This window comes from Nocardioides sp. JCM 18999 (assembly GCF_055391175.1).
The window spans coordinates 3,457,740-3,481,072 of sequence record NZ_AP043887.1; the positions used below are offsets into that span (position 1 = coordinate 3,457,740).

The 23,333-nt window shown below is 69.2% G+C and carries 20 protein-coding genes; 3 read left to right on the plus strand and 17 right to left on the minus strand.

Translation table 11 applies throughout. The features are described 5' to 3' along the window. Positions 1–150: 150 nt before the first annotated feature. On the minus strand, positions 151–1,347 hold the full coding sequence (locus ACZ5J1_RS17150; RefSeq protein WP_464560751.1) for a 4-hydroxybenzoate 3-monooxygenase: 1,197 nt from the start codon (positions 1,345–1,347) through the stop codon (positions 151–153). A 71-nt stretch (positions 1,348–1,418) separates the two neighbouring features. On the opposite strand from ACZ5J1_RS17150, the gene ACZ5J1_RS17155 reads away from it, so the two are divergent. Continuing rightward, the gene (locus ACZ5J1_RS17155) at positions 1,419–2,168 is read left to right on the plus strand and encodes an IclR family transcriptional regulator (RefSeq protein WP_464560752.1); all 750 of its coding nucleotides are present in this window, start codon (positions 1,419–1,421) and stop codon (positions 2,166–2,168) included. Positions 2,169–2,455: 287 nt separating this feature from the next. Here the strand turns inward: ACZ5J1_RS17155 and ACZ5J1_RS17160 are convergent, their stop codons facing one another. Genes ACZ5J1_RS17160 through ACZ5J1_RS17200 form a run of 9 tightly spaced genes read right to left on the minus strand, consistent with a single transcriptional unit; the run spans position 2,456 to position 10,175 of the window. Continuing rightward, positions 2,456–3,088, minus strand: coding sequence for a 3-oxoacid CoA-transferase subunit B (locus ACZ5J1_RS17160; protein ID WP_464560753.1), 633 nt, complete (start codon positions 3,086–3,088; stop codon positions 2,456–2,458). Continuing rightward, positions 3,072–3,284 (minus strand): hypothetical protein, encoded by a 213-nt coding sequence (locus ACZ5J1_RS17165; protein ID WP_464560754.1) that lies wholly within the window; start codon positions 3,282–3,284, stop codon positions 3,072–3,074. The genes ACZ5J1_RS17160 and ACZ5J1_RS17165 overlap by 17 nt, the downstream gene beginning before the upstream one ends. Further along, a complete protein-coding gene (locus tag ACZ5J1_RS17170; protein WP_464560755.1) occupies positions 3,281–4,060 on the minus strand; it encodes a CoA transferase subunit A in 780 nt (259 codons plus the stop codon). Before ACZ5J1_RS17170 ends, ACZ5J1_RS17165 begins: the two co-directional genes overlap by 4 nt. Before the next feature lie 18 nt (positions 4,061–4,078). Then, positions 4,079–5,086 carry a cyclase family protein gene (locus ACZ5J1_RS17175; protein WP_464560756.1) on the minus strand — a complete coding sequence of 336 codons (1,008 nt, stop codon included), beginning with the start codon at positions 5,084–5,086 and terminating at the stop codon, positions 4,079–4,081. Continuing rightward, the gene (locus tag ACZ5J1_RS17180; protein ID WP_464560757.1) at positions 5,083–6,270 is read right to left on the minus strand and encodes an alpha/beta hydrolase family protein; all 1,188 of its coding nucleotides are present in this window, start codon (positions 6,268–6,270) and stop codon (positions 5,083–5,085) included. Before ACZ5J1_RS17180 ends, ACZ5J1_RS17175 begins: the two co-directional genes overlap by 4 nt. Positions 6,271–6,288: 18 nt before the next feature. Continuing rightward, positions 6,289–7,026, minus strand: coding sequence for an SDR family NAD(P)-dependent oxidoreductase (locus ACZ5J1_RS17185; RefSeq protein ID WP_464560758.1), 738 nt, complete (start codon positions 7,024–7,026; stop codon positions 6,289–6,291). After that, the gene (locus tag ACZ5J1_RS17190) at positions 7,023–8,015 is read right to left on the minus strand and encodes a fumarylacetoacetate hydrolase family protein (protein ID WP_464560759.1); all 993 of its coding nucleotides are present in this window, start codon (positions 8,013–8,015) and stop codon (positions 7,023–7,025) included. The genes ACZ5J1_RS17185 and ACZ5J1_RS17190 overlap by 4 nt, the downstream gene beginning before the upstream one ends. A gap of 11 nt (positions 8,016–8,026) precedes the next feature. Then, complete coding sequence (locus ACZ5J1_RS17195) at positions 8,027–9,013, minus strand: VOC family protein (protein WP_464560760.1); 987 nt, start codon at positions 9,011–9,013, stop codon at positions 8,027–8,029. Between the two features lie 31 nt (positions 9,014–9,044). Beyond that, positions 9,045–10,175 carry an FAD-dependent monooxygenase gene (locus ACZ5J1_RS17200; RefSeq protein ID WP_464560761.1) on the minus strand — a complete coding sequence of 377 codons (1,131 nt, stop codon included), beginning with the start codon at positions 10,173–10,175 and terminating at the stop codon, positions 9,045–9,047. Positions 10,176–10,319: 144 nt separating this feature from the next. Here ACZ5J1_RS17200 and ACZ5J1_RS17205 point away from each other — a divergent pair, with 144 nt between their 5' ends. Together ACZ5J1_RS17205 and ACZ5J1_RS17210 are read left to right on the plus strand one after the other, a co-directional pair. Beyond that, positions 10,320–11,243, plus strand: coding sequence for a LysR family transcriptional regulator (locus tag ACZ5J1_RS17205; protein ID WP_464560762.1), 924 nt, complete (start codon positions 10,320–10,322; stop codon positions 11,241–11,243). A gap of 94 nt (positions 11,244–11,337) precedes the next feature. Continuing rightward, positions 11,338–12,543 (plus strand): MFS transporter, encoded by a 1,206-nt coding sequence (locus ACZ5J1_RS17210; protein WP_464560763.1) that lies wholly within the window; start codon positions 11,338–11,340, stop codon positions 12,541–12,543. Here the strand turns inward: ACZ5J1_RS17210 and ACZ5J1_RS17215 are convergent. Genes ACZ5J1_RS17215 through ACZ5J1_RS17245 form a run of 7 tightly spaced genes read right to left on the minus strand, consistent with a single transcriptional unit; the run spans position 12,511 to position 23,333 of the window. Further along, positions 12,511–13,989: an MFS transporter gene (locus ACZ5J1_RS17215; protein WP_464560764.1), complete on the minus strand. Its 1,479-nt coding sequence runs from the start codon at positions 13,987–13,989 to the stop codon at positions 12,511–12,513. The genes ACZ5J1_RS17210 and ACZ5J1_RS17215 overlap by 33 nt on opposite strands. Continuing rightward, a complete protein-coding gene (locus ACZ5J1_RS17220) occupies positions 13,986–14,990 on the minus strand; it encodes a sugar phosphate isomerase/epimerase family protein (protein WP_464560765.1) in 1,005 nt (334 codons plus the stop codon). The genes ACZ5J1_RS17215 and ACZ5J1_RS17220 overlap by 4 nt, the downstream gene beginning before the upstream one ends. Beyond that, a complete protein-coding gene (locus ACZ5J1_RS17225; RefSeq protein ID WP_464560766.1) occupies positions 14,987–16,480 on the minus strand; it encodes a glycoside hydrolase family 43 protein in 1,494 nt (497 codons plus the stop codon). Before ACZ5J1_RS17225 ends, ACZ5J1_RS17220 begins: the two co-directional genes overlap by 4 nt. Then, entirely contained in the window at positions 16,477–19,398 is a 2,922-nt protein-coding gene (locus ACZ5J1_RS17230; RefSeq protein ID WP_464560767.1) for a glycosyl hydrolase, read from the minus strand. The genes ACZ5J1_RS17225 and ACZ5J1_RS17230 overlap by 4 nt, the downstream gene beginning before the upstream one ends. Then, positions 19,395–20,693, minus strand: coding sequence for a C-glycoside deglycosidase beta subunit domain-containing protein (locus ACZ5J1_RS17235; RefSeq protein WP_464560768.1), 1,299 nt, complete (start codon positions 20,691–20,693; stop codon positions 19,395–19,397). Before ACZ5J1_RS17235 ends, ACZ5J1_RS17230 begins: the two co-directional genes overlap by 4 nt. Before the next feature lies 1 nt (position 20,694). Continuing rightward, positions 20,695–22,269 (minus strand): GMC oxidoreductase, encoded by a 1,575-nt coding sequence (locus tag ACZ5J1_RS17240; RefSeq protein WP_464560769.1) that lies wholly within the window; start codon positions 22,267–22,269, stop codon positions 20,695–20,697. Beyond that, a complete protein-coding gene (locus ACZ5J1_RS17245) occupies positions 22,266–23,333 on the minus strand; it encodes a Gfo/Idh/MocA family protein (protein WP_464560770.1) in 1,068 nt (355 codons plus the stop codon). Before ACZ5J1_RS17245 ends, ACZ5J1_RS17240 begins: the two co-directional genes overlap by 4 nt.

Below are 23,333 nucleotides of genomic sequence, written 5' to 3' on the forward strand. Positions count from 1 at the left end.
GTCGCCTCGGCAAGCACGGTCGACCTCACGGAACACACAAAAACCCAGATCCGAAGCTCTGGGGCTGTTGTGCGCGAGGGGGAGAAGCACACCGAGGACGGGGGAAGCCCCCATTGCGCCGGGCCTCAACCGATGCAAGCTGTTGCCTCGTTATCGAGTTTGCGGCCAGCCGGTGTAGCCCTCGGCGAGGTAGGTCGCTCCGGCACGGGACTCGACGATGCTGCTCAGTTCCCCGAGTTGACGGGCTTCATCGAAGGCTGTGGCGCCGTCGAGGCGGTGCAGCATCGTGGTCATCCAGTATGAGAAGTGCTGGGCCTTCCACACTCGAGCGAGCGCGTGGTCGGTGTACTCGGCGAGCGCGTCCGCGTCGTCCTTGACCAAGGCACGCTCGATCACCTCGGCCAGGAGGCGGACGTCGGCGAGCGCCAGGTTGAGCCCCTTGGCACCGGTCGGCGGAACGGTGTGGGCTGCGTCGCCCGCGAGCAGCAGGTTGCCGTGCCGCATCGGGGTCTGAACGAAGCTGCGGAAGGGCAGCACGGTCTTCTCGATCACGCGGCCCTCGTGCAGCCCGAACCCGTCCTCGCCAGCGAGGCGTGCCTGGAACTCGTCCCAGATCCGGTCCTCGGACCACTCCTCGACGTTGGTGGTCGGGTCGCACTGGAAGTAGAGCCGCTGAACGGTGTCGGTGCGTTGGCTGACCAGCGCGAAGCCACGGTCGGAGCGGGCGTAGATCAGCTCCGGTGCACTGGGCGGGGTCTCGACCAGGACGCCGAACCAAGCGAAGGGGTACTCCCGAAAGTGCTGCGTCGCGCCCTCGACCAGGGAGCGGCAGATGCTGCGTGAGCCATCGGCTCCCACGACGAGATCGGCACGGATCTCGTGCGGGGCGCCGTCGGCGTCGATGTACCGAACCCATGGCTGGTCGGTGGTGACGCCGCCGGCCTCGGTGCCACCGATCCCGTAGCGCAGGTCGCCGCCGTTGCCGGTGCGCAGTCGGTGCAGGTCGATGAAGACGTCGGTCTGGGGGTAGAGCCAGCACGAGGCACCGACGAGGTCCTCGAAGTCGAGCCGGTGGCTGACGCCGCCGAAGCGCAACGAGATGCCCTCGTGACGATGCCCGTCGCGCAGCACCCGGTCCGCGCCGGCGTCGAGGAGTAGCTGGACGCTGTCGCGCTCGAGGATGCCGGCGCGATGCGTGGTCTCGATGACCGACGCTTCCCGGTCGTCGACCACGACGGAATCGATCCCGGCCAAGTGGAGGAGTTGGGAGAGCATCAGCCCCGCGGGTCCGCCGCCGACGATGGCAACCTGGGTGCGGGTGGTGGTGACGGGAGCTGCAGTTGTCATGCGCCGGACACTAGGGAGGGGATCCGCGTGATGGCATCATGTTCCTTTCACTCAGTGAAAGAAGGTTGAGCATGGCTGGCGGAGGCGAAGGAACCTCGCTCGTTGCCCGCACGCTCGCCGTCCTGGGCGCCTTCGACGAAGAACATCGCCGCCTCAACCTCGCCACCCTCGCCCGCCGCGCCGAGCTCTCGGAGGCGACGACCTGGCGGATCACCCAGGAACTCGTCGCCGGCGGAGCACTGACCCGGGACGAGGACCGCACCTACGCGATCGGTCGCACGCTGTGGCACATCGGTCTGCTCTCCCCTGTCGAGACCGACCTACGCGAGATCGCCTCCCCCTACCTGCAGGACCTGCACGCCACCACCCGCGCAACCGTTCACCTCGCCATCCGCGAGGGCACCGAAGTCGTGTACCTCGACCGCCTCGCCGGCCAGGCCTCGGTCCCGGTCGTCAGCCGCGTCGGTGGGCGCCTCCCGCTGTACGCGACCGGCGTCGGCAAGGCCCTGCTGGCGCACGCTCCCGAGGAGGTAGTCCGCGAGGTACTCGGAGCACTCGAGCCGCTGACGCCCTACACCTTGACCTCGCCCGGTCTGCTGCGGCGCGAGCTCACTCGGGTTCGCACCGAGGGCTACGCGACGACGCGGGAGGAGATGACTCTGGGCGCGTCCTCCATCGCCGTTCCCGTGACTGCCGGTGCGACTGTCATCGCCGCGATTGGGGTCGTTGTCCCCGATATCCGCCGAGAGAAAGCGCGCCTGATTGGCGCCCTGACGGTTGCGGCCCGTGCGATCGGACGCGGATCCACCCCAACCCGATGATCGGTCGGCACTAAGTACAACTCCTTCTGCGTGACGTTCTGCTCGAAGGTTCTCGATCCACTAGGCGCGAGGGACCCACGCAGAGCATCGAGAATGGCCGCCCGAATTGTGCGCCGGGCTGGAGTCCTTTCGGCGACCTCAGTTGCGGAACAGAGATGCACCTCCGGTGCTCGCCGCACCGGAGATGGCGAGTGCTCGGCAAACGGCGGCGCCAAGGTGGCAGAGGTGTGGTCTGGCCCACTCGCTGAACGACACGACAGGGCGGGGCGAGGGCGCCTTCAGCGTGTTCATGCGCCGATCACCGGAGCCCCGGTCCGCTCGCGTACAACGTCGGCGGTGACATCCGGCGCCAGTTCCACGAGTTCCAGGCCGGCGGGGGTGACGTCGAGAACGCAGAGGTCGGTGATGATCCGTTGGACCACCCCGACCCCGGTCAACGGCAGGGTGCAGTCTTCGACGATCTTGTGCTCTCCGGCTTTGGTGACGTGCTCCATCAAGGCGATCACGCGTCCGGCGCCATGGACGAGGTCCATCGCGCCGCCCATTCCCTTCACCATCGCGCCGGGGACCATCCAGTTGGCGAGGTCGCCGGTGGCGGAGACCTGCATCGCGCCGAGGATCGCGGCGTCCACCTTGCCGCCGCGGATCATCCCGAAGCTCATTGCGGAGTCGAAGATGACCGCTCCGGGGCGCAGGGTGACGGTCTCCTTGCCTGCGTTGATCAGGTCCGGGTCGACCTCGTCAGGGAGTGGGTACGCTCCGGTGCCGAGGATTCCGTTCTCCGATTGGAGCACCAACTCGACGCCGTCGGGAACGTAGTTCGGCACCAGCGTGGGTAACCCGATGCCCAGATTGACGTACATCCCATCACTCAGCTCGAGGGCGGCTCGGGCCGCCATCTCCTCACGGCTCCAGGACATCGTCGTTTCCTTCCTCGAATTGGCTCAGCACTGCTTCGCGCCATTCCTGCGGCGAAAGCGGTTCGATCGCTCGACCGGCACCGTCGTGCGGCCCCGGAACCACCGTCGCGGCGAGGTCACACCACTCGGAAGGGGTCAGTCCGAGCAGCTCAGCTCTGTCGACGACCTCGCACGGCGCGAGCCCTTTGGCAGTCACGACGCACCGCTGGAGCGGACGGTGCACTTCTCGATGCGCTTCTCCGCCGCCTGCTCGGGGGTGAGCGGGACGACGCGGTGGACGTAGATGCCCGGGAGGTGGATCTCGTCGGGGTCGAGCTCACCGGGCTCGACGAGGTGCTCGACCTCGGCCACGGTGACCCGACCACACATCGCTGCGACGGGGTTGAAGTTGCGGGCGGAGCGGCGGAAGACGAGGTTGCCGTGGCGGTCGCCCTTCCAGGCCCGCACCAGCGCGACGTCGGCGACAATCGCGTGCTCGAGCACGTACTCACGCTCACCGTCGGGGCCGTCGAAGAGCGCGACGGGCTTGGCCGGAGAAGCGACGGCTACCGAGCCGTCCGCGGCGTACTTCCAGGGCAGGCCGCCGTCCGCGACCTGCGTACCGACGCCGGTCGAGGTGTAGAACGCCGGGATGCCCGACCCCCCAGCACGCATCCGCTCGGCGAGGGTTCCCTGAGGGGTCAGCTCGACCTCGAGCTCGCCGGATAGGTACTGCCGGGCGAACTCCTTGTTCTCCCCGACGTACGACGCCACGACCCGTCGCACCCGGCCGGCGGCGAGCAAGCGACCCAGTCCCCAGTCGTCGATGCCGGCGTTGTTGGAGACCAACTCCAGGTCCGCCGCCCCCGAGGCGAGAACGGCTTCGATCAACACGGACGGAATCCCGCACACCCCGAATCCGCCGACCGCCAGCGTCATCCCGTCGGCCACGAGGTCGACGGCGGTGGCGGGATCCCTGAACACCTTGTCCATGTCAGTTCCTTTCGACGATCAACGCAGCGCGATCGGGTTCAGCGGCGCTCCGACGGCGCCCGTGACCCGTAGTGCTCCTGCGACGAGGAGGAACTCCCACCGGCCGTCCGCCGCACAAGCTGCCGCAAGGCGATCGAGGTCCCACATCTCCCCGATGGTCAGGCCCATGTTCGGGATCGCGACCTGATGGAGCGGTTGGAAGGCGACGTCGAACTCGTTGGGCCGTACCTCGAAGCCCCAGGTGTCCGTGGCCACAGCGGAAACCTCACGCTCGTGGAGCCACCCCGCGGTGGTGAAGGACAGACCGGGAGCAGGACCTCCGGCGTACTCGCCCCATCCCTCTCCAGCATCGACTCCGCGCCGCGCTCGGGTGAGTTGGCCGGTGCGGACCAGCAAGAGGTCACCCGTGCCGACCGTGGCCGATAGCCCTTGGGCCTCGATCGTGGCGTCGAGCATCGCGGGGGTGATGGCGAAGCCGTCGGGGAGTTCGTCGCTGCCAGTCAGGCCAGGCCCGAGGTGGCGGCCGACGTCGAGCAGGACGCCGCGGCCGCTGATCAGGTCGGCGGTGTGCTCGATTCCGGTGAGGCCGTCGCCGAGGCCGGTCACGACCTGGTCGGCCGGCCGGCCGTTCCAGGCCAGGCCACGGTCGAAGATGTGGCCCAGGCCGTCCCACTGCGTCGAGCACTGCAACGGCATCGCGATCACGTCGTCGGCACCACCGATGCCGTGCGGGAAGCCCTGCACGCCCGCGACCGCGTCGGTCCCGGTGTCGAGCATCGTGTGGACCGGGTTGGTCCGACGCCGCCAGCCCTTCTGCGGCCCATCCATGTCGAAGGACTGCGACAGGGAGATGGACTCTCCCGCGCGAACCAGCCCGGCAGCAGCGGCTCGATGCTCGGCCGTAATGAAGTTCAGCGTCCCTACCCGGTCGTTGTCACCCCAGCGACCCCAGTTGCGGACCTCCTCGGCCACCTGCGCAATCGCGCTGGCGGGGTCGGTCGGGTCGTAGGGGAACGGCTCGGTCATGCCAGCTCGCTGAACGTGTCGGCGACCCAGTCGGCGATGTAGGTCACGACGTGCGGGAAGTGGTCCAGGCCGATGTGCTCGGTGGCGCCCTCATCGGGGGTGAAGACCCGCAGGTCACGCTTCGGACTGTTGACCGCCTGGTCGAACTGACGGTGCGCCAGGTCGAGCGGGATCTGACGGTCGTTCTCACCGTGCGCGATGAGGATCGGGACCGTGATCTTGTCCATCACCCCTTCGAGGCTGACGGCCTCGGACTTGGTGATGAAGGTGTCGAGGTCGGTCTCGCCCCACACCCACATCACGTGGTCCCAGTAGTGAGGGACCGGGTTCTCGCCCTCGCGCTGCAGGCGGCGCTTCTGGATCTGGCCCCAGTTCTGGTTCGCACCCCACGCCACGCAGAGCGCGAGCCGCTTCTCGAACGCCGCCGCACGCGGTGCGTAGTAGCCACCCAGGGACCAGCCGACGATGCCGATCCGGTCCGCGCGGACGTCGGAGCGGCCCTCGAGCCAGTCAACGCATGCCGCGGCCCAGGCCTCGGTGTCGACCCGCGCGGTCAGACCGCGCAGTCGCAGAGCCTCACCGGCGCCGGGACAGTCGACCATGAGGGAGGAGATGCCGCGCGCGGCGAGCTCAGTGTGGATGCCGGAGCCGACCATCATCTCCTTGGTCGAGTCCAAGCCGTTCCACACGATCATCACCGGAGTCAGCGAACCGTCGGTCGAGGCGTTGCAGAAATACGCCGGCAGGCTGGTCACGGTGCCCTCGGGCTGACCGTCGGCCGGGCCCGCGAGGTACGGGATCTCGACCCGGCTAGTGCGCGGGTCGATCAGCTCGAAGGAACGCAGCAGAAGGTCGGCGCTCCGCTGATACTCCGCGTTGCGGCCGGCATCGCGGGCCGACTGCATCCGCTCGGCCTGGGAGACGTAGACGCTGGCGCGGAAGTACTTCTGCCCGGCCGTGCGCGAGTGGCCGGCCTTCTCGGCCTCAGTCGCCTGCTCCTCGAGCTGGTCGGCGACGGCACGCCAAGCGTCCATGAACGCACCGGTGCCGACGTCAGAACCTTGAGCTGCGAGCTCGCGCAGCGGGCGGCAGGCGCGGTCAACCTCGTCGATGGTGCCGCCGGAGTTCAGCGTCGCGACGACGCCCAGGTTCCAGACGTAATTGCCGGGAAAGTACTCGAACATGCTTCTGCTTCCTTCTACTTACTTCGGAGCGCTCGAGGTGAGCGCGTCGGAGATCGGTTTGGCACCGCCGTGCGAGGCAGCGCCACCGTCGACGGGGAGGTCGACCCCGGTGAGGTACGAGGCGGCGTCGCTGAGCAGGAACACCACGACGGCGGCGACCTCGTCGGCGCGGCCGGCGCGGCCCAACGGAGCGGCGGTGATCGAGGCCTCGCGGAAAGCGTCGGGGGCCGACGCAGTCATCGGGGTGTCGATGAAGCCGGGGTGGACGGCGTTGACCCGGATGCCGCGCGGGCCGAGCTCGAGGGCGGCGGCGCGAGTGATGCCGCGCAAGGACCACTTGCTGGCGGTGTAGGCGACCGGGTAGTGCCCCTGGAGTGCGGCGAGAGATCCGACGTTGACGATTGCGGCGCCGGCCTCCATCCGCGGGGCGAAGGCTTGGATGCCGAGCAGCGGTCCGAGGGCGTTGGTGGCCTGGACGTCGAGGAACCGGTTGGCCTCGACCTCTCCGACGCGGGCGCGCCAGGTGGTTCCGGCGCAGTTGACCAGGCCGTGGACGGGACCGCGCCGGGCCATCTCCCCGGCCAGGGTCTCCCACTGGTCGGGGTCGCGGACGTCGAGCGCACCGACGTCGCCGCTGGCGGCGAGGTCGGTGCCGACCACCGTCCCGCCGGCAGCGGTGATCGCCTCCACGACCGCAGCACCGATGCCGGAAGCGGCACCGGTGACGACGATCGTGCGTCCTGCGAGCGTGCTCATCGGCCGACCGGCTCCCCGAGCTCGGGGCGCTCGCGGCTAGGCCTGCGGAAGGCCGGCAGGGCCGGGACCTCCGGTGCGCTGGTGATGCGGTTGGTGAGGGTGCCGATGCCCTCGACGGCGATGGTGACGACGTCGCCGTCGACGAGCGAAGGCGGAGCGTCCTCACCCCGGGTGCCCCACAGCTCGGCCAAGCAGCCGCCGTTGCCAGTGGTGCCAGAGCCGAGCACGTCACCGGGCAGCACCCGGCTGTCGCGGGAGGCGTAGGCGATCATCGTGGCGAAGGACCAGCCCATGTTCGAGAGCAGGTCGCGGCCGATCTCGGCGCCGTTGACGCTCACCGTGCAGCCGAGCCGGAGGAAGCCGTCCTCGTCCCGGTGGTCTGCGAGCTCGTCGGCGGTGACGATCCACGGGCCGAGCGTGCTGGCGAAGTCCTTGCCCTTTGCGGGTCCGAGCCCGACCTTCATCTCGCGGCCCTGGAGGTCGCGCGCAGACCAGTCATTGAGGATCAGGTAGCCGAAGACCGAGGCCTCGGCGGCCTCGACGCCCAGCGAGCTCCCTTCGCGTCCGACGACCACGGCGACCTCGAGCTCGAAGTCCCGGGCGACCGAGCGGGCGGGAAAGGCCACCTCGGCACCGTCCCCGACCAGCGCGTGCGGGTTGGTGAAGTAGAACGTCGGGGCGTCGTACCAAGCCTCGGGAACGCCGGCGACTCCGTCGACGCTGCGCCGCACGCCCTCGACGTGCTCTTCGAAGGCTACGAAGTCTCGAACGCTGGCCGGGGTCAGTGGCACCTCGAGGGTGACGTCGGTCAGCGCGACAGGCTCCCCTGCACGGGTGGCGAGATCGCGGACAACGTCGATCCCTTCGGCGATGAGGTCGCGCATCGTCGCCTCGGTCGGGAGGGCCCGCACCACGGTGGCGTCGCCTTCCCCCTCGACTATCCCGACGCGTGAGCGACCCGGGGCGTCGGTGTACGTCGCCAGCCTCATCGGTCCGCCCCTCAGACCGGAGGCGCGACGAAGACGCCGCGGTCGGGGTCGTTGAAGGACTCCTTGGCGACCAGCTCGTTCATGGGGTTGGCCGTGCCCCACTGGTCGGTGACCTCGGGGTTGGAGAAGTCGTAGAGATGCGGGTGCCAGGTGTCCTCGTCGAGCTCCTCGAGCTCAGTCGTGTACTCGATGGTGTTGCCGTGCGGGTCGAGGAAGTAGCTGAAGGTGTTGTTGCCGGCCATGTGGCGGCCCGGCCCCCAGATCTTCGTGGCGCCGGCGCGCATCAGGCGGCCGGTGCCGCGCATGTACTCGTCGATGCCGCGCATCTCGAAGGAGGCGTGGTGAAGCGCGACGTGCGGCCCGCGGGCGATCGCCAGGCTGTGGTGGGCGGGGTTGGTCCGCATGAACCACATCACGCTTCCCATGTGCGGGGAGGTGAGCGTGTCCGAGAGGGCGAACTTGAGGTACTTCTCGTAGAACGCGACGGTCTCCTCGGGGCGAGGCCCGTTGATCACGACGTGGGAGAGCTTGACCGGGATCGACTCGCCCTCCTCGATCTTGCGGTGCTGACGAACCGCAACGTCGGAGGAGATCTCGATGGTGCGGCCGTCGTTGTCGAAGAAACGGAAGCCGTATCCGCCTCCGGGTGTGTCGAGCTTGTCGGGCTCGTTGACCAGCTGGACGCCGCCGCTGGCCAGGCGCTGGGCCATCCGGTCGACGTCGCTGGCCGTGGCCGCACCGAAGGAGATCAGGTCGAGGCGCTTCTCCTCGGCCTTGCGGATCCGGACGGCGTACTGCTCGGGTGAGCCCTCGGCGGCGAGGAAGGCGATCCCCTCGTCGTTGTGCTCGGCCTTGAGGCCCCAGGTCTCGGTGTAGAACTGCAACTGCTTGTCGTAGTCCGGCACTGCAAGGTCGACGTGGCGCAGGTGGGTGATGAGGCGTTCGCCGTTGTCGTCGACGGGTGCGTTGATCGGAGCGTTGGCGGTGGTCTCGGTCATCGAGAGGTCCTCGTTTCGAAGGGGAAGATGGTTAGGCGGGCGAGGAGACGAGCGCGGAGATCCGGCCCATGACGCCGGGGACGTCGCCCTGGACGCCCTCGAGGAGCCACTGCCCGATCTGGACAGACGCGTCCACAACTTCCTTCGCCCGAGCGGTGCGACGCTCACCGAAGGCCGCCCAGAGTTCGGGAGTGAGCTCGTCGCCGGCGACCAGCAGCTCGGCCAGGACGGATGCGTCCTCGAGCGCTTGGGCGGCGCCCTGGGCCACGGTCGGAGGGCACGAGTGGGCTGCATCGCCGATGAGCACCACGCGGCCCCGGTTCCACGGCTCGTCCAGGACGTGGGTCTCGAACCAGGTGTAGTTGATCCGGTCCGGGTCGGTCATGGAGTCGCGGATCTCGTCCCAGGGGCCGTGATAGCTCTCGGCGAGATCACGCATCACCGCGAGCGACTCCTCGGGACTGAGCGTGCTGCGGTCCTGCGCCGGTTCGACGAGGTAGGCGTAGAGGCTGTCCTCCCCGGTCGGGCAGTAGCCGGCGATGAAGCAGCGGCCGCCGTAGATGAGGTCGGTGCGGGTCACCGAGGTGGGGCGCGGGGCGAACACGCGCCAGATGCCCATCCCGGTCGAGCGGGTCTCCAGGTCGATGCCGAGTTGGCGACGGGTCCACGAGCGAACGCCGTCAGCCCCGACGACGAGGTCGTACCGGCCGCTCGAACCGTCGGCGAACGTGACCTCGACGCCATCAGCGTCTTGGCTGAGCTCTGTGTACGTCGTGCCGAAGTGGACCTTGGCGCCGAGCTCGATCGCGCGATCGACGAGGATGCGGGCCAGGTCGGGGCGGTACATCCCCATCGTGGCCGGGAGGTCCTCCCCGCCGGTGCGGATCTCGGTCAGCTCGGCGACCAGGGTCGCCTGGGGGTCCGGAAGGCGGATGCCCAGGGAGTCGAAGGGGTAGCCAAGCGCGGAGACCTCGTCCCACACGCCGAGCTGACGCAGGACGCGTAGGGCGTTGCCCTGCAGTGTGATGCCCGAGCCGAGCGCGCTGACGTCGGGCTTGATGTCAATGAGGTCGACCGAGACGCCTTGCTCGGCCAGCAGGATCGCGGTGGCGGCACCGGCGGCACCCGCGCCGACGACGAGGACATGACGCACAGCAGGCACGTGGATCTCCCGGATGTATCGAACAGTCCGGTGGATCCGAACTTGTGACGGGGACCACTCTTCTCGCGTGATCACCATCACGGAAGGGCAACCTGATGATCCCTGCTATCCATCAGATGGATAGTGGGCGTAGGGTGCCCGACTGTGCCGACGAACAGCCTGCGCAACCTCGACCTGAACCTGCTCCCGACCCTTGGGGCGCTGCTGAGTGAGCGCAACGTGACCCGCGCGTCCGAGGCCCTGGGCCTGAGCCAGCCGGCCGTCTCAGCTGCCCTGCGTAGGCTGCGGCGCCACTTCAACGACGAGCTGCTGCACCGCTCGGGCAACACCTATGAGCTCACCCCGCTGGCCGTACAGCTGCGCAGCCAGACCGAGGCGGCGCTCGCCATCGTCACGCGGGTCTTCGACGCCGCTCCGGAGTTCGATCCACTGACGACGGACCGTGAATTCTCGCTGATCTGTTCCGACTACGCCGCGACGATCCTCGGGCAGCCGCTGGGCCGCCGCCTGGCCGAGACGGCGCCCGGCGTGCGCCTGCGCTTGCGTCAGCCAGGCCTGACCCTGCTCGACGAGGCGGCCGAGACCTTGCGCGGGGTCGACGGGATCCTGCTCCCTCACGGCCTGATCAGCGACCTCCCATTCACCGACCTGTACGACGACGAGTGGGTCTGCATCGTCAGCGCGGACAACCCGGCCGTGGGCGACGAGCTCGACCTCACGACCCTCAGCTCGCTGCCCTGGGTGTCTCTCTACGATCTGCCGACCGCTTTCGCCCCCGCTGCCCGGCAGCTCGCCATGCTCGGGGTCGAGCCCCGGGTCGAGGTTGCGATCGACAGCTTCCTGCCGATCCCGTTCCTAGTCACCGGGACCCGACGCGTCGCCGTCCTCCAGCGTCGTCTCGCCGAACGCCTCCAGCCCGCTGCCGAGATTCGAATCCTTCCCTGCCCCTGGGACGTCGTGCCGCTCAAGGAGGCGTTCTGGTGGCACCCGGTCCACAGCGCCGATCCGGCACACCAGTGGCTGCGCTCCGAGCTCCGGGTTGTGGCGAGCGAGGTCCGCGCCTCCTGAACTCGGCTGACGCACCGGCCTATTCACGCCATGGATACGAAGCCTCAGCGACTGGCGGTTCCCTGGCACTGTGACCGGCGTCACGATTCTCGCCATGTCTTTCACCACTGCCCGCGCAGAAGACGTCGCGGGAACCCGACAGGCAGGGCGCCCTCAAGGCATCCTGCTGATGCTGATCAGCTGTCTGCCCATCCTGGGTGCCGTACTCCTGGCCCCGATCCTCCCGAACATGCAGGACGCGTTCGGCAACACCGACCAGGCCGAGGCGCTCGTCCCGCTGGCACTGACGCTGCCCGCCCTGATGATCGCTCTGCTGGCACCGTTCGCCGGACGGATCATCGACACCTTCGGACGCAAGCGCCTCCTCGTCACGGCACTGGTCATCTACTCGGTCTTCGGCACGGCTCCCCTCTGGCTCGACGGGCTGCCGGCGATCCTGCTCAGCCGCGCGGGTGTCGGGGTCGCCGAGGCCGCGATCATGACTTGCTGCACCACCATGATCGCCGACTACTTCTCCGGTCCTGAGCGAGACCAGTGGCTCGGTCTCCAGACGGTCTTCGCCTCGATATCGGCCACGCTCTTCTTCGCCTTGGGCGGCGCGCTCGGCGCCCACAGTTGGCGGACGCCGTTCTGGCTCTACGCCTGCGGTCTGGTCTTCGCCGTCCTGGCCGCCGCGCTGCTGTGGCAGCCGCGCACACCTCGGACTGCGGTGGACGGGGATGCCCCGCTGCCGCCGTTGCCCTGGTCGCGTCTGCTGCTGCCGTGCGGGGCGACCCTGCTGGGCGGGATCGTCTTCTACACCCCGATCGTGCAGGTGCCGTTCCTCCTCGACGACCTCGGTATCGACGAGGTCCCGGTCATCGGAGCGGTCACCGCGCTCGCCTCTGCGGCCACCGCGGGCGGCGCCTTCACCTTCGGCCGGGTCGCAGGTCGGCGTCCGACCCCCGTCCTGCTGACCGTGGCGTTCGGCCTCGCCGCCGTCGGCCTCATCGCGGCTGGCTTCGCCAACTCCGTCCCGGCGCTCGTCGTGGGCGCCGTAGTCGCCTCGGCGGGTACAGGCCTGATGCTCCCGACCTTGCTCACGTGGGCGTTGTCGGGCGTCGACTACGACCAGCGCGGCCGGGCGACGGGACGCTGGACCTCGGCGCTCTTCCTTGGGGAGTTCATCTGCCCACTCCTCGTCCTCGCCGTGATGGCGGGAACCGACAACCGCGGAGGCGCGGTCGCGAGCGTGGGCCTGCTCTCGCTGGCCGCCGCCGCGGCCGCACTACTCGGCGCTCGGCGCTCCACCCACGTCTGACCCTGCTGGCCCGACCGACCGCCGCTCGGCCCGATCGGGCCGGGCGGCGTTCAGCCGTACACCGACGAGCGCCGTGGCCGCGACCAGGCACGCCATTACCGCGAGCGCGGTGGTGTAGCCGGCGTTCAGTTCACCGGCGTGCTGGGGGGCGGCGATCGTTGAGGCGATCGTCATCAGGAGTGCGAGCAGCACCGCACCGCCGAGCTGTCGGGAGGTGTTGAGCAGCCCGGAGGCCAGCCCGACCCGGTCCTCGGGAACGTCGACCAGCGCCGACAACGTCAGCGGGAGGCCCGAGAACCCACACCCGGCCATCGCGACGAACGACGGAGCGAGGACGTGGATCGGGGAGGCCTCGGTTCCCACCACTGCACCCAGCCAGATCAGTCCGACCACGGTCAGTCCCACCCCGATCAGATAGGCATTGCGGTGCGACTGGTGACGCAGCAACCGGGGCGCCAACCGGGCACCCAGGCTGATTCCGATCGCGCCGGGCAGCAGCAGGAAGCCGGTCGCCACTGGCGTGGAGTCGTGGACATTCTGCAGGTGGAGCGACAGGACAAAGAACGTCGCACCCACGACCCCGCCGGTCAGCAGCGAGAGCGTATTGGCCAGGAGCAGGGAGTGGATCCGGAAGATCGACAGCGGCACCAGCGGTGCGGGGACTCGACGTTCTATCGCGACGAAGCCGAGCGCCAGGACGACCGCGGCGGCGATCAGCGCGACGGTGAGCGGGTCAGCCCACCCGCGACCCTCGGCGGCGGTGATCCCACCGATGAGCGCGGCGGAAGCACCGGTGACGGTGATGGCACCAGGGATATCGAGCCGTCCGCGGCCGCCCTGGCTCCGACTGATCGGAAAGACCAGGAGAGCGGCGACCATAAGCGCGACGCCCACAGGGACGTTGACCATCAAGACCCAGCGCCAGTTGAGCAGCCCGGTGAGCAGGCCGCCGACGACACCGCCGAGAGCGCCACCGATGCCCGCCACGGCGGCCCAGATCCCCAGAGCTCGGGCGCGTTCCTGCGGTTCGCGGAACGTCCGGGTCAGCAGGGTCAGCGTGACCGGAGCGAGGACGGCTCCCCCGACCCCTTGGACCGCCCGGGCCGCGATCAGCTGCCACCCCTCGACGGCCAGGCCGCCGACCAGACTGGAGACAGTGAAGACGACCAGCCCGACCTGGAAGACCAGCTCAGCGCCCCAGAGGTCGGCCGCCCGCCCACCGAGAAGCAGGAACCCCGCAAGGGTCAGGGCGTAGGCATTGACCACCCATTGAAGCTCACCGGGCGAGAGCCCGAGCTCACGTTGCATCGCCGGGAGCGCGACGGTCACCACCGAGAGGTCGAGCACCGTCATCAGTGCGACAGCACCGGCGACGACCAGCACAGCGGTCTGCCGCCGGGGCGACACCACCGCGGTCGGTGCTGCGCTCAGCGTCCCCTCGTTCACCGGGTGCTGAAGGCGGCGTCGAAGGCGGACTCCGGAGTTTCGAACAGCTGCGCCCGGACGAAGTCGAGCGCCTCGGGTGCACCGACGAGACGGTCCATGCCGGCGTCCTCCCACTCGATCGAGATCGGGCCGTCGTACCCGATCGCGTTGAGCGTCCTGAAGCACTGCTCCCATGGCACGTCACCGCGCCCGGTGGAGACGAAGTCCCAGCCCCGCCGGGGGTCGGCCCATGGCAGGTGCGAGCCCAGGCGGCCGTTGCGGCCGTTGCCCGTCTGGCGCTTCGTGTCCTTGCAGTCCACGTGGTAGATCCGGTCCTGGAAGTCCCAGAGGAAGCCGACGGGGTCGATGTCTTGCCAGATCATGTGGCTCGGGTCCCAGTTGAGGCCGAACGCCTCCCGGTGCCCGATCGCCTCCAGCGTCGCCTTCGTCGTCCAGTAGTCGTAGGCAATCTCCGAGGGGTGCACCTCGTGGGCGAACCGCACCCCGCACTCGTCGAAGACGTCGAGGATCGGGTTCCACCGGTCGGCGAAGTCGCGGTAGCCGGCGGCGATCATCTCGTCGGTCGCGGGCGGGAACATGGCCACGTACTTCCAGATCGAGGAGCCGGTGAAGCCGACGACCGTCTTCACGCCGAGCCGTTGCGCGGCGCGGGCGGTCACCTTCATCTCCTCCGCGGCCCGCTGGCGGACGCCCTCAGGGTCGCCGTCACCCCAGATCCGGTCGGACAGGATCGCCCGGTGGCGTGCGTCGATCGGGTCGTCGCAGACCGCCTGACCCTTGAGGTGGTTGGAGATCGCGTGCAGCTGCAGCCCGTACTTCTCCAGCAGGTCCAGCTTCGAGCGGACGTAGGAGTCGTCCTCGGCCGCGAGCCACGGGTCGAGGTGGTCGCCCCAGCAGGCGACCTCGAGACCGTCGTAGCCCCAGCCCGAGGCGAGCCGGACAACCTCCTCGAACGGCAGGTCGGCCCACTGGCCAGTGAACAGCGTGATCGGGCGACTCATGCCACCACGCCTTCCACCCAGCCGTCGAAGTGCTCGGCGGCATCGGACTCCCCGTGGTACTCGAAGAGGTCGATCGAGACGGTCCCGGACCGGCAGTCGACGCCGACCATCCGACCGGTCATGCCGCCGGCAACTTCCGTGGAGACGTAACGGCCGTCGATCGCGCCGAGGTCGATGCGACGGCCGTCTCGGAGGATCGCGGCAGCGAGGGTGTCGGGACCGCGGGACGTCGAGTACTCGTGCCCGTCGGAGGCCCGGCTGGCGAGCTCGAGAACGTCGCCGTCCTCGACGTCGTGCTCGCTGAGAACGTGGCGCACGTCGCCAACGGACCAGACCGAGCGAACCCGGTCGCCGTCACGCTCCAGGCCCAGCGCGTGCCGCGGATCGATCCGGACGGAGATCCCGCCGACACCTTCTCCGCCCAGCTGCGCGCGGACGCTCATCACGAGGTGCTCCTGGCGGCGGCCGACGAAGGAAGGGTGCTCGCTCGCCGTCACCGTCCAGGTGCCACCGACGCGGGACATCACCTGCTCGGGGAAGCACTCCTGGCCGACCCAGTCGGCCGGAAGGTCACCGGAGCCAAGCGTCCAAACAGTCTCGGCAGCGGTCGACGGCGGGTCGATGTGTGTGGTGAGCCGCGGCCAGCCGTCGACCCACTCGACGTGATCCGCGAAGGTCTCTCGACCCAGCACGTGCCACTCAGGGCTCGAACCCCTGGCACGGACACCGTGGTAGACGATCGCCCAGCTTCCGTCGGGACGCTGCACCAGGTCGGAGTGGCCGGTGGACTGCACCGGGTCGTCGGAGCCGCGACGAGTGAGGATCGGGTTGGCCGGGCAGCCCTCGAAGGGGCCCTGCGGGGACGGACCCCGCGCGATGGTGACCGCGTGACCGCGCTCGGTGCCACCCTCGGCCACGAGGAGGTACCACCACGCACCGATCCGGTACAGGTGCGGTCCCTCAGGAAACTTGCCACCCGCACCGGCCCACAGCCACCGGCGCTCCGTGAGCACCTCCCCTGTCAGCGGGTCGATGGCGGACTGGACGATGCCTTCCCCGCCGTTCGGGCCGAAGCCGGCGTACGTCATGAGGCAGGTGCCGTCATCGTCCCAGGCAAGGTCGGGATCGATGCCGATCGCCGACGGGATCCGGACCGGGTCCGACCACTCACCGGCGGGGTCCTCGGCCCAGGAGATCAGCTGGCCGCCGTTGTCGGCCCAGTTGGTGGTGATCATCCAGAACCGGCCGTCGTGGTGCCGGATCGTCGCGGCGAAGATGCCACCCGACGGGCCGGCCTTGGAGACGTCAAGCTGACCGGGGCGACTGAGGGCGTGCCCGATCAACGTCCACGAGCTCAGGTCGGTGGAGTGGAAGACCGGGACGCCCGGGGCGTACTCGAAGCTCGAATTCACCAGGTAGTAGTCGTCCCCCACTCGGCAGATGCTGGGATCCGGGTGGAACCCCGGGATGACGGGGCGCTGCTCACTCATTGAGTGTCCTTTCGGCGGTGCTGGGCTGTGGTGCTGATCGGGACGTCCACGTACGGCGTGAACGTGACGGGGCCGCGGAGGCCGACCTCCGCGGTTCGCGTGCTTGTGCCTCGGTGGTGGGTGACGGCATTGCGGAGGACGGAGGCGACTACGACGCGCAGCGTGTTGGCACCGGGGCGGAGCTGAGGCGTGACGTCGACCCGTCGACTCTCGCCGACCAGGTCGGCGACGTTCTGGCCGTTGACCTGGATTCGGGCGGTGCCGGCGACGTGGCCGAGATCGAGTTCAACGCCGCGGTCTGCGCCGAACCAGTCCGCGGGGATGGTGAATGTCCCCTCGTAGGTCCCGGTGCCTGCCTCTCCTGCGAGTTCACCGAGCGCGCGCCAGTCGGCGAGTGTGGGCAGCTCGTCAATGCGGATCGTGCGACTCTGCCCGGTGGGTTCTACCGTCGTGACATCGAGCCGCCAGGTGTAGGGACCCACAGAGGCGACCGTGCGCTCGGCGGGGCGAGCGATGACGCGTGCCTCCGAGCCGTCGGAGAGGCGGAGTCGCCGGGTGCCGGCCGTCTCGGCCCGGAGGACGAGCTGCCCTTCGACATGGTGGACTCGATGGGGCATCTCGTCGACCACGTGCAACGGAGCGTCGCCGGCCGCCGGGTCGCGGGTGAGGTCGAGAATGATGACCGTGCAGCCCCGGGGCGGCACGACCACCGGAACGGTCGTGCGTTGTTGGTCGGCGCGGTACTGCACACACGCGGTGACCGAACCGGTCCACAGGTCGATGACCGACGGGATGCCGGCCCCTTCGATGTTGACCGCGGCCCGGACCGGCTGGTCGGCCGGGTTGTAGAGCAGCGCCACGCGGCGGGAATCCAGGTCGCGGACCTGAACCAGGAGGTGGGTTCCGCGGGTGTCGACCCGGGGCGAGAGCGACAGATCGGCGAGTGCGCCAGCGACGTCGGCGGCCGTCTCCACTCGGACGACGCTCGGCAGCGCGAGGAGTTGGGCGAGGGTGTTTCCGAGGTCGGTGTCGGCATCCCCGTGCGAGACCGGGGTCGTCGGCAAGTCGCCGAGGAAGACGATCCGGAGTCCCGACTGCGCGGCCCCGACCAACCGGTTCAGTGCCCGCACGGAGACCACGCGGTCGGCGATGACGACGGCCCGGTAGCCGACCGTGGCGGGAAGCAGCGTGCCGTTGGCGTCGTACTCGACGTCCTCGAGGAGCACCGGGTCGACGAACTGGACGACGTACCCGTCCTCCTCGAGCCCCTGGGCGTCGGCGAGGTGCCGCGGGCTCAGGCCCTCGGTGTCCGGGGTGGCGAACCCTCGAGCGGCGGAGGTGAGGAAGCCATCGCGGTAGATCGCGACATCGGCGCGAGCGATGCCGCTCTCGAGGACCTGTGTGCCGCGCGTCCAGTAGGCGGTGAGGTTCGACCACGCGGACCACTGCGGGAAGTGCCGGTCGTTCCAGCTCTCGCTGGTGAAGTCACCGAAGCGCTGCTGGCCCGGCCACTCCGCATCGGGAGGCTGATAGGCGAAACCGTGCACATAGGGGCGCGAGACGCCGACGGACCATGCCTTGTCCATGAGCTCGCGGTAGTCGCTGAGGTCGAGCTCGTAGGTCTTGAGGAACTGGGCGCCGAGCTCCGTGGACAGGCGCGTGTGTCCGGCCTGGTGGACGCCGCTGACCAGGCAGCGCTGGTGGTCCAGCGCGAACCTCCACGTCGGGTGCGTCGACCGGACCGGTGCCCGGTCTCCGGAGTTGAGTGACTCGGTCTCGACGTGACCACCGAGCGCGGCGAGTTTCCGGGCACTGCGCATCGGTTCGAGGTTCTGCCCGTAGGAGACCTGGGCCTTGAAGGTGCGACCGTGAGTCTGCGCCCACTCCTGGTACGCCGCCAGGTGTTCGTCGACGTAGAGGTCGGTCAGGGTGCGGTAGTAGTCGCGACGGACCGCCTCGGCCGTGCCGTCGGCGAGGGTGAAGTCAGGTGTCGGCTCGGTGTCGGGGACCCAGTAGTTCGACATGCCGTGGACGAAGAGCAGCGGCAGGAGCGGCGCGACGTCGTAACCACGACGGGCTGCGAACTCCTCCAGGAGTCGCGGCGTCCAGAAGACCGAGACGGCATTGAGCTCGAGGGAGTCCTCGAAGAAGTCGCCCCGCGAGGCGTCGACGTGACCAGTCGCCTCGGCGCCGAGCTGGTGCTCGTCGAGGTACGAGGTCACCGCACGGGCTGCCTCGGCGTCGAACGGGTTGGCGTTGTGCTCGCGGTTCTCCCGGGACCAGCTGGCGATGAGGACCCAGTGGCCGTCGTCGGTCGGCGTCCATGCGACGTGCTCCGCGGTGGCGCCGTCGACCGCCACGAGGGATCCGGGGTCCAGGACAGTCGACGTAGCGGTCGGCCGGACTGGGGAGCCCCACCGCGGTCGCTCGGCGGCCGGGCGGAGTGCCGGCCGCGAGCCGTCCTCGAGCACGCGAGCGGCCACGACGTTGACCAGTCGACGGGGTTGGTCGAACTCCTCGGCGTCGAACGGTGCCGGAGGGGGACCGGCCCAGGGTTGCCCCGCTGCCAGGTCGAGGCGTCCGTATTGCAGCTCCTGGGCGGCGTACCCCGTGCCCTCACCGGAGTTCGGTGTGCGGACGGGCCAGGAGGCGCCCATCGTCATCGAGACGACGACGCCGAGGGTGTCTGCCTCGGCCAAGACGACGGCCAGCTTTTCCCGTTGACCCGAGGTCGCCCAGGAATCGGGCGAGAAGGCGATCTCGACCTCGCCGAAGCCGACCTCGGCGATCGCGCGAAGCTCCCGGACCGCCTCCTGGGCGACGAGAGGTGCCGCCCACCACCACCGGATTCCTGGCCGGTGGGGGCGGGACGGGCTCCGCAGGTCGTCAGCGAGCGGGCCGAGCGCGGTGGTGCTCATGGCGTGGCGGCACCGACCAGGCGTCGCAGGAGAGCGTGCTGGCGACGGACCTGGTCCGCGCCGCGGTACGGGTCGCGGCGGCCTTCGTACTCGCTCGAGAGCCAGCCCGACCAGCCGGCCTCGCGCAGCGTGGAGAGGATCGGCTCCCACGGGATGTGCAGGTCGTGCAGGTCGTCATCGATGTCGAAGAACTTCGCCTGGATGAAGTGCACGTGCGGCAGCACCTCGCGCAGGTCCTCCATCGGGACGTTGAGCGGGCGGAGGTGCTCGGGGATGTCGCCCCCGTCGATCACCTCGATGTCCTCAGCGTTCTCGAGCACGGGTGCGGTCTGGAAGATGCCGGTGTCGATGAGCAGCTTGAAATGCTCGCTGCCGGTCTCCTCGATCAGGTCGATGTAGCCCTGGGTGACCGGGTGCTTGATCGGCGTGGGAGCGTGGATCTCGGGGCAGATCACAACGTCGAGATCGGCGGCGAGATCGAGGGAGCGCAGGACTGCGTCGCGCCACACCGGGTGCGGGTCGAGGTGCCAGGACGTGACACCGAACTTGGGTCGCACAGACGTGAACCCGAGCTGGTGGGCCAGACGCAGGTCGAGCTGAAGCTGGGCAGTCGCCTCCTCAGCGGTGAGCGCCCGGTCGTGCCACCGGGTGGTGTCGACCCAGGAGCCGAAGTTGGTCGGGGTCAGGCCGAAGCGCTGCACGAGGCCGTGCCAGTGGTCCACCCAGGCGGCGTCCGGCGTCGGGTAGCTCGGCACGTTGCCCTCACCCAGGATCTCGATGCCGGTCGCGCCCAGGTCGGCGACGTCGGCGAGCACGTCCTCGAGCGTCATCAGGGTGTTGATGTCCTGGGCGTAGCTGTAGGTCGAGACGCACCACTTCAGGTCGCCCGCAGGGGCGGGCGGCACGATAACGGCGCTCCGGTCGGCGCTGAAGGAGGAACGCTCGATCATCGGCGGGAAGTAGGAGCGCCGGATGAACACCGTGGCCTCGACCTGGTGGACACCGGTGCTCAGCCCGCCGGGCTTGGGCACGGTGATCCGGGCGAGCTCGTCGAGGCTCCAGCGCAGGTCGCTGGCGCGGAGCTCGTCTCGGGTGAAGGTCCGGCCCTGCAGGGTCCACAGCGGGACGTGGCTCTCGATCTTCTCGCCGTCGATGATCACCTCGACGCCGTCAACGAGGCTGGCCCAGCCGCCACGGTAGTTCGGGTTGCGCAGGTCGAACTGGAAGCCCGTGACCTGTCCGCCCTCGACGACGTTGCGGAAGCCGCGTCCCTGGATGACGTTCCGTTCGAGCATGTCAGTTCCTTTCCTCGCCGGAGCGAGAGGTGAGTGGGGTGGCCATTCGGGCCGAGATGTCGCGGGCTCCGCCGACTGCGAGGGCGACAGCCAGGAGGGTGGGGTTGCAGGCGATTGAGGTCGGGATGACCCCGTTGCCTGCGACGAAGAGGCCGGCGACGGACCACACCTCGGACGTTGGGCCGCACACCGAGGTGCCGTCGTCGACGGCACCCATCCGGACGCTGCCTTGGTAGTGCAAGGAGGCGCCGGGCGGGAAGGTCAGGGGGGCCGAGTCGTCGAGCGGCTCACCCAGGGCGGCCGCAGCGCGCAGGATCGACGCGCGGGACGCCTCGATCGAGCGGCGGTCGGCCTCGCTGAGGGTGTAGTGGATCCGCATCTTCGGCATCCCGTAGGCGTCGACGGCGTCGTCGTCGAACTCGACCCGGTCGGACTCCTGCAGGTCCTTGGCGCAGAACCAGCCCAGCCCGACGATCGTGCCGCGGGTCGGCTCGTCTCCGGCGAGGGGCACGGGCGAGGCGTCGAGCTGCATCACCTGGCCGTGGAACGGCTCGTCGTCGGTGAACGGAACCCAGTTGACCCCGCTTTGTTTGGTGATCGCCGGCGCTTCGGGTGCGTCGTCAGCGACCTCGTCCGCATCGACGTCGCGGAGACGAACGGCGTAGACGGTCTGCGGCTGGTCGTTGAGGTAGCGGCCGAGGGCGCGCGGACGGATGTCGGACGCCCAGAGGAGTTGGGGAGTGCGAAGGCTGTCTCCTGCGACGACTACGAATCGGGCCGCTACGTCGTGCTCCTCGCCCGACTGCAGGTCACGGACTCGCACCCCGGCAGCCCTGGCTCCATCGGTCAGGACGCGAACGACGAGGGACTCGTCGAAGAGCTGGAAGTTCGGGTTGTTCCGGGTGGCCTCGCCGAAGACGGCATCGGATCCGGACCAGGTGAGGCTGCCGTCGTCGTGGCGGACGACTGCCAATGGCATCGAGGCCACGCGCCGGTCTTCGCTGCGAGCGGTGTCGAGGACGTCGCCGAGCCGCTTGCGGACCTCGGCCGAGAACGGAGCGTCGTCGAACGCCCGGGCGTCGACGCTGAGCAGCCGCTCGGCCTCGTCGAGCAGCTCGTCGAGCTGTCCGTCGGTGTCGAGGTACGCGATCCGCTCCTGGCCACCGGGCCGCGGGCAGGCACCGGTCCAGTGCGCGCCCATGCCACCGACGTTGCTCGACATCGCCGCCGCGGGCAGACCGTCCTCACCCTCCTGGCGGTAGCCGTCGGGCAGGAGGAAGGTGCCGGGGCGGACCAAGCGCGGTGCCGCGTCGGCGTACCCGTCCATCGTGTCGACGGGGCCACCGGTGCTCTGCGCGGCGGGTCCCTCGGAGCGGCGCTGCGCGACCGCACGCTCGGTGAGGTCGCTGATGTTCTTGACGTGCATTCCCGGCGTGGCGGTCAGCTGCGGCCCGACCTCGAAGGTCGCGACCGTGACGTCGGGGCTGAGCTCGCTGAGGATGCGGGCGTAGGCGGCGCCGGTAGGGCCACTGCCGACAATGGCGACGTCAACTGATCGGGGGTAGTTCCTGGTCATGCGATGAGTTCCTGTTCAGAGGTGCGGGTGTCGTCGATGTCGACCCAGGTGCCGGTGGCGGCAGACTCGATCACCGCTTCAGTGATCCGGGCGGCACGCAGCCCGTCGGCGAAGGTCGGGAGACCGTCCGGCACCGGCCCACCGAGGGCGGTGTAGGTGTCGCGGACGAAGGCGTCGAAGCAGTCCTGGTAACCCTGGGGATGGCCGGACGGAAGGATCGCGTAGGGCGCGACGTCAGGGCGCGAGGCAACGCCTCGTAGAAGCTGTTGGTTGACCTGGCGGCCGCCGACCCAGAGCGATTCAGGATTCTCCTGGTCGAACGACAGGCTCTCCCGAGCTGCGTCGACCGAGAACCAGAGCCTGTTCTTCCGCCCGGGACTGATCTGGCTGACCGTGAGCGTGCCTGTGGCGCCCTGGTCGGTCTCGAGCAGGAGAACGGCGGCGTCCTCCGTGGTGACCTTTCGTCCTGACCGTTCGGGGACCGCGATGAGAGTGCGGGCGGTGACCCGAGCGATCCGGTGACCGGTGACGAACTCGAGGAGGTCGCACCAGTGGACTCCGATGTCGGCGAATGCTCGTGACGACCCACCGTGCTCGGCCGAGACACGCCAGTTGTCGTCGTCGCTCTCGGCGAGCCAGTCCTGCAGATAGGACCCGTGAAGCAGGCGGATCTCACCGGAGGTACCGGAAGCGAGTCGGGCCCGTGCCTCTCGGACCATCGGATAGAACCGGTAGACGAACGGAACCGTTGCGACGACTCCTGCGCGGTCGGCGCGTTCCGTGAGGTCGGCGGCTTCGGCCGCGGTGACGGCGAGGGGCTTCTCACAGATCACGTGCTTGCCCGCCGCAATCACCGCTCGGGCGAGGTCGGCATGCGTGGCGTTGGGGGTGCACACGTGAACGACGTCGATGTCCGGATCGCCCAGCAGCGTGTCGAGATCCTCGGTGACGAGGTCGATCCCGAGACGTTGCGCGGCTTTACGGCTCTGCCCGAGATCGACTCCGACGATTCGTCGAAGTTCCGCTCCTGACCGTCGAATCGCTCGACTGTGGACCTCCCCCAT

Excerpts from the sequence above, each read along its gene's own strand:
- ACZ5J1_RS17150 (WP_464560751.1), bottom strand. The coding sequence starts at position 1,347 with ATGACAACTGCAGCTCCCGTCACCACCACCCGCACCCAGGTTGCCATC.
- ACZ5J1_RS17155 (WP_464560752.1), top strand. The coding sequence starts at position 1,419 with ATGGCTGGCGGAGGCGAAGGAACCTCGCTCGTTGCCCGCACGCTCGCC.
- ACZ5J1_RS17160 (WP_464560753.1), bottom strand. The coding sequence starts at position 3,088 with ATGTCCTGGAGCCGTGAGGAGATGGCGGCCCGAGCCGCCCTCGAGCTG.
- ACZ5J1_RS17170 (WP_464560755.1), bottom strand. The coding sequence starts at position 4,060 with ATGGACAAGGTGTTCAGGGATCCCGCCACCGCCGTCGACCTCGTGGCC.
- ACZ5J1_RS17175 (WP_464560756.1), bottom strand. The coding sequence starts at position 5,086 with ATGACCGAGCCGTTCCCCTACGACCCGACCGACCCCGCCAGCGCGATT.
- ACZ5J1_RS17180 (WP_464560757.1), bottom strand. The coding sequence starts at position 6,270 with ATGTTCGAGTACTTTCCCGGCAATTACGTCTGGAACCTGGGCGTCGTC.
- ACZ5J1_RS17185 (WP_464560758.1), bottom strand. The coding sequence starts at position 7,026 with ATGAGCACGCTCGCAGGACGCACGATCGTCGTCACCGGTGCCGCTTCC.
- ACZ5J1_RS17190 (WP_464560759.1), bottom strand. The coding sequence starts at position 8,015 with ATGAGGCTGGCGACGTACACCGACGCCCCGGGTCGCTCACGCGTCGGG.
- ACZ5J1_RS17195 (WP_464560760.1), bottom strand. The coding sequence starts at position 9,013 with ATGACCGAGACCACCGCCAACGCTCCGATCAACGCACCCGTCGACGAC.
- ACZ5J1_RS17210 (WP_464560763.1), top strand. The coding sequence starts at position 11,338 with ATGTCTTTCACCACTGCCCGCGCAGAAGACGTCGCGGGAACCCGACAG.
- ACZ5J1_RS17220 (WP_464560765.1), bottom strand. The coding sequence starts at position 14,990 with ATGAGTCGCCCGATCACGCTGTTCACTGGCCAGTGGGCCGACCTGCCG.
- ACZ5J1_RS17225 (WP_464560766.1), bottom strand. The coding sequence starts at position 16,480 with ATGAGTGAGCAGCGCCCCGTCATCCCGGGGTTCCACCCGGATCCCAGC.
- ACZ5J1_RS17230 (WP_464560767.1), bottom strand. The coding sequence starts at position 19,398 with ATGAGCACCACCGCGCTCGGCCCGCTCGCTGACGACCTGCGGAGCCCG.
- ACZ5J1_RS17235 (WP_464560768.1), bottom strand. The coding sequence starts at position 20,693 with ATGCTCGAACGGAACGTCATCCAGGGACGCGGCTTCCGCAACGTCGTC.
- ACZ5J1_RS17240 (WP_464560769.1), bottom strand. The coding sequence starts at position 22,269 with ATGACCAGGAACTACCCCCGATCAGTTGACGTCGCCATTGTCGGCAGT.
- ACZ5J1_RS17245 (WP_464560770.1), bottom strand. The coding sequence starts at position 23,333 with ATGGGGGAGGTCCACAGTCGAGCGATTCGACGGTCAGGAGCGGAACTT.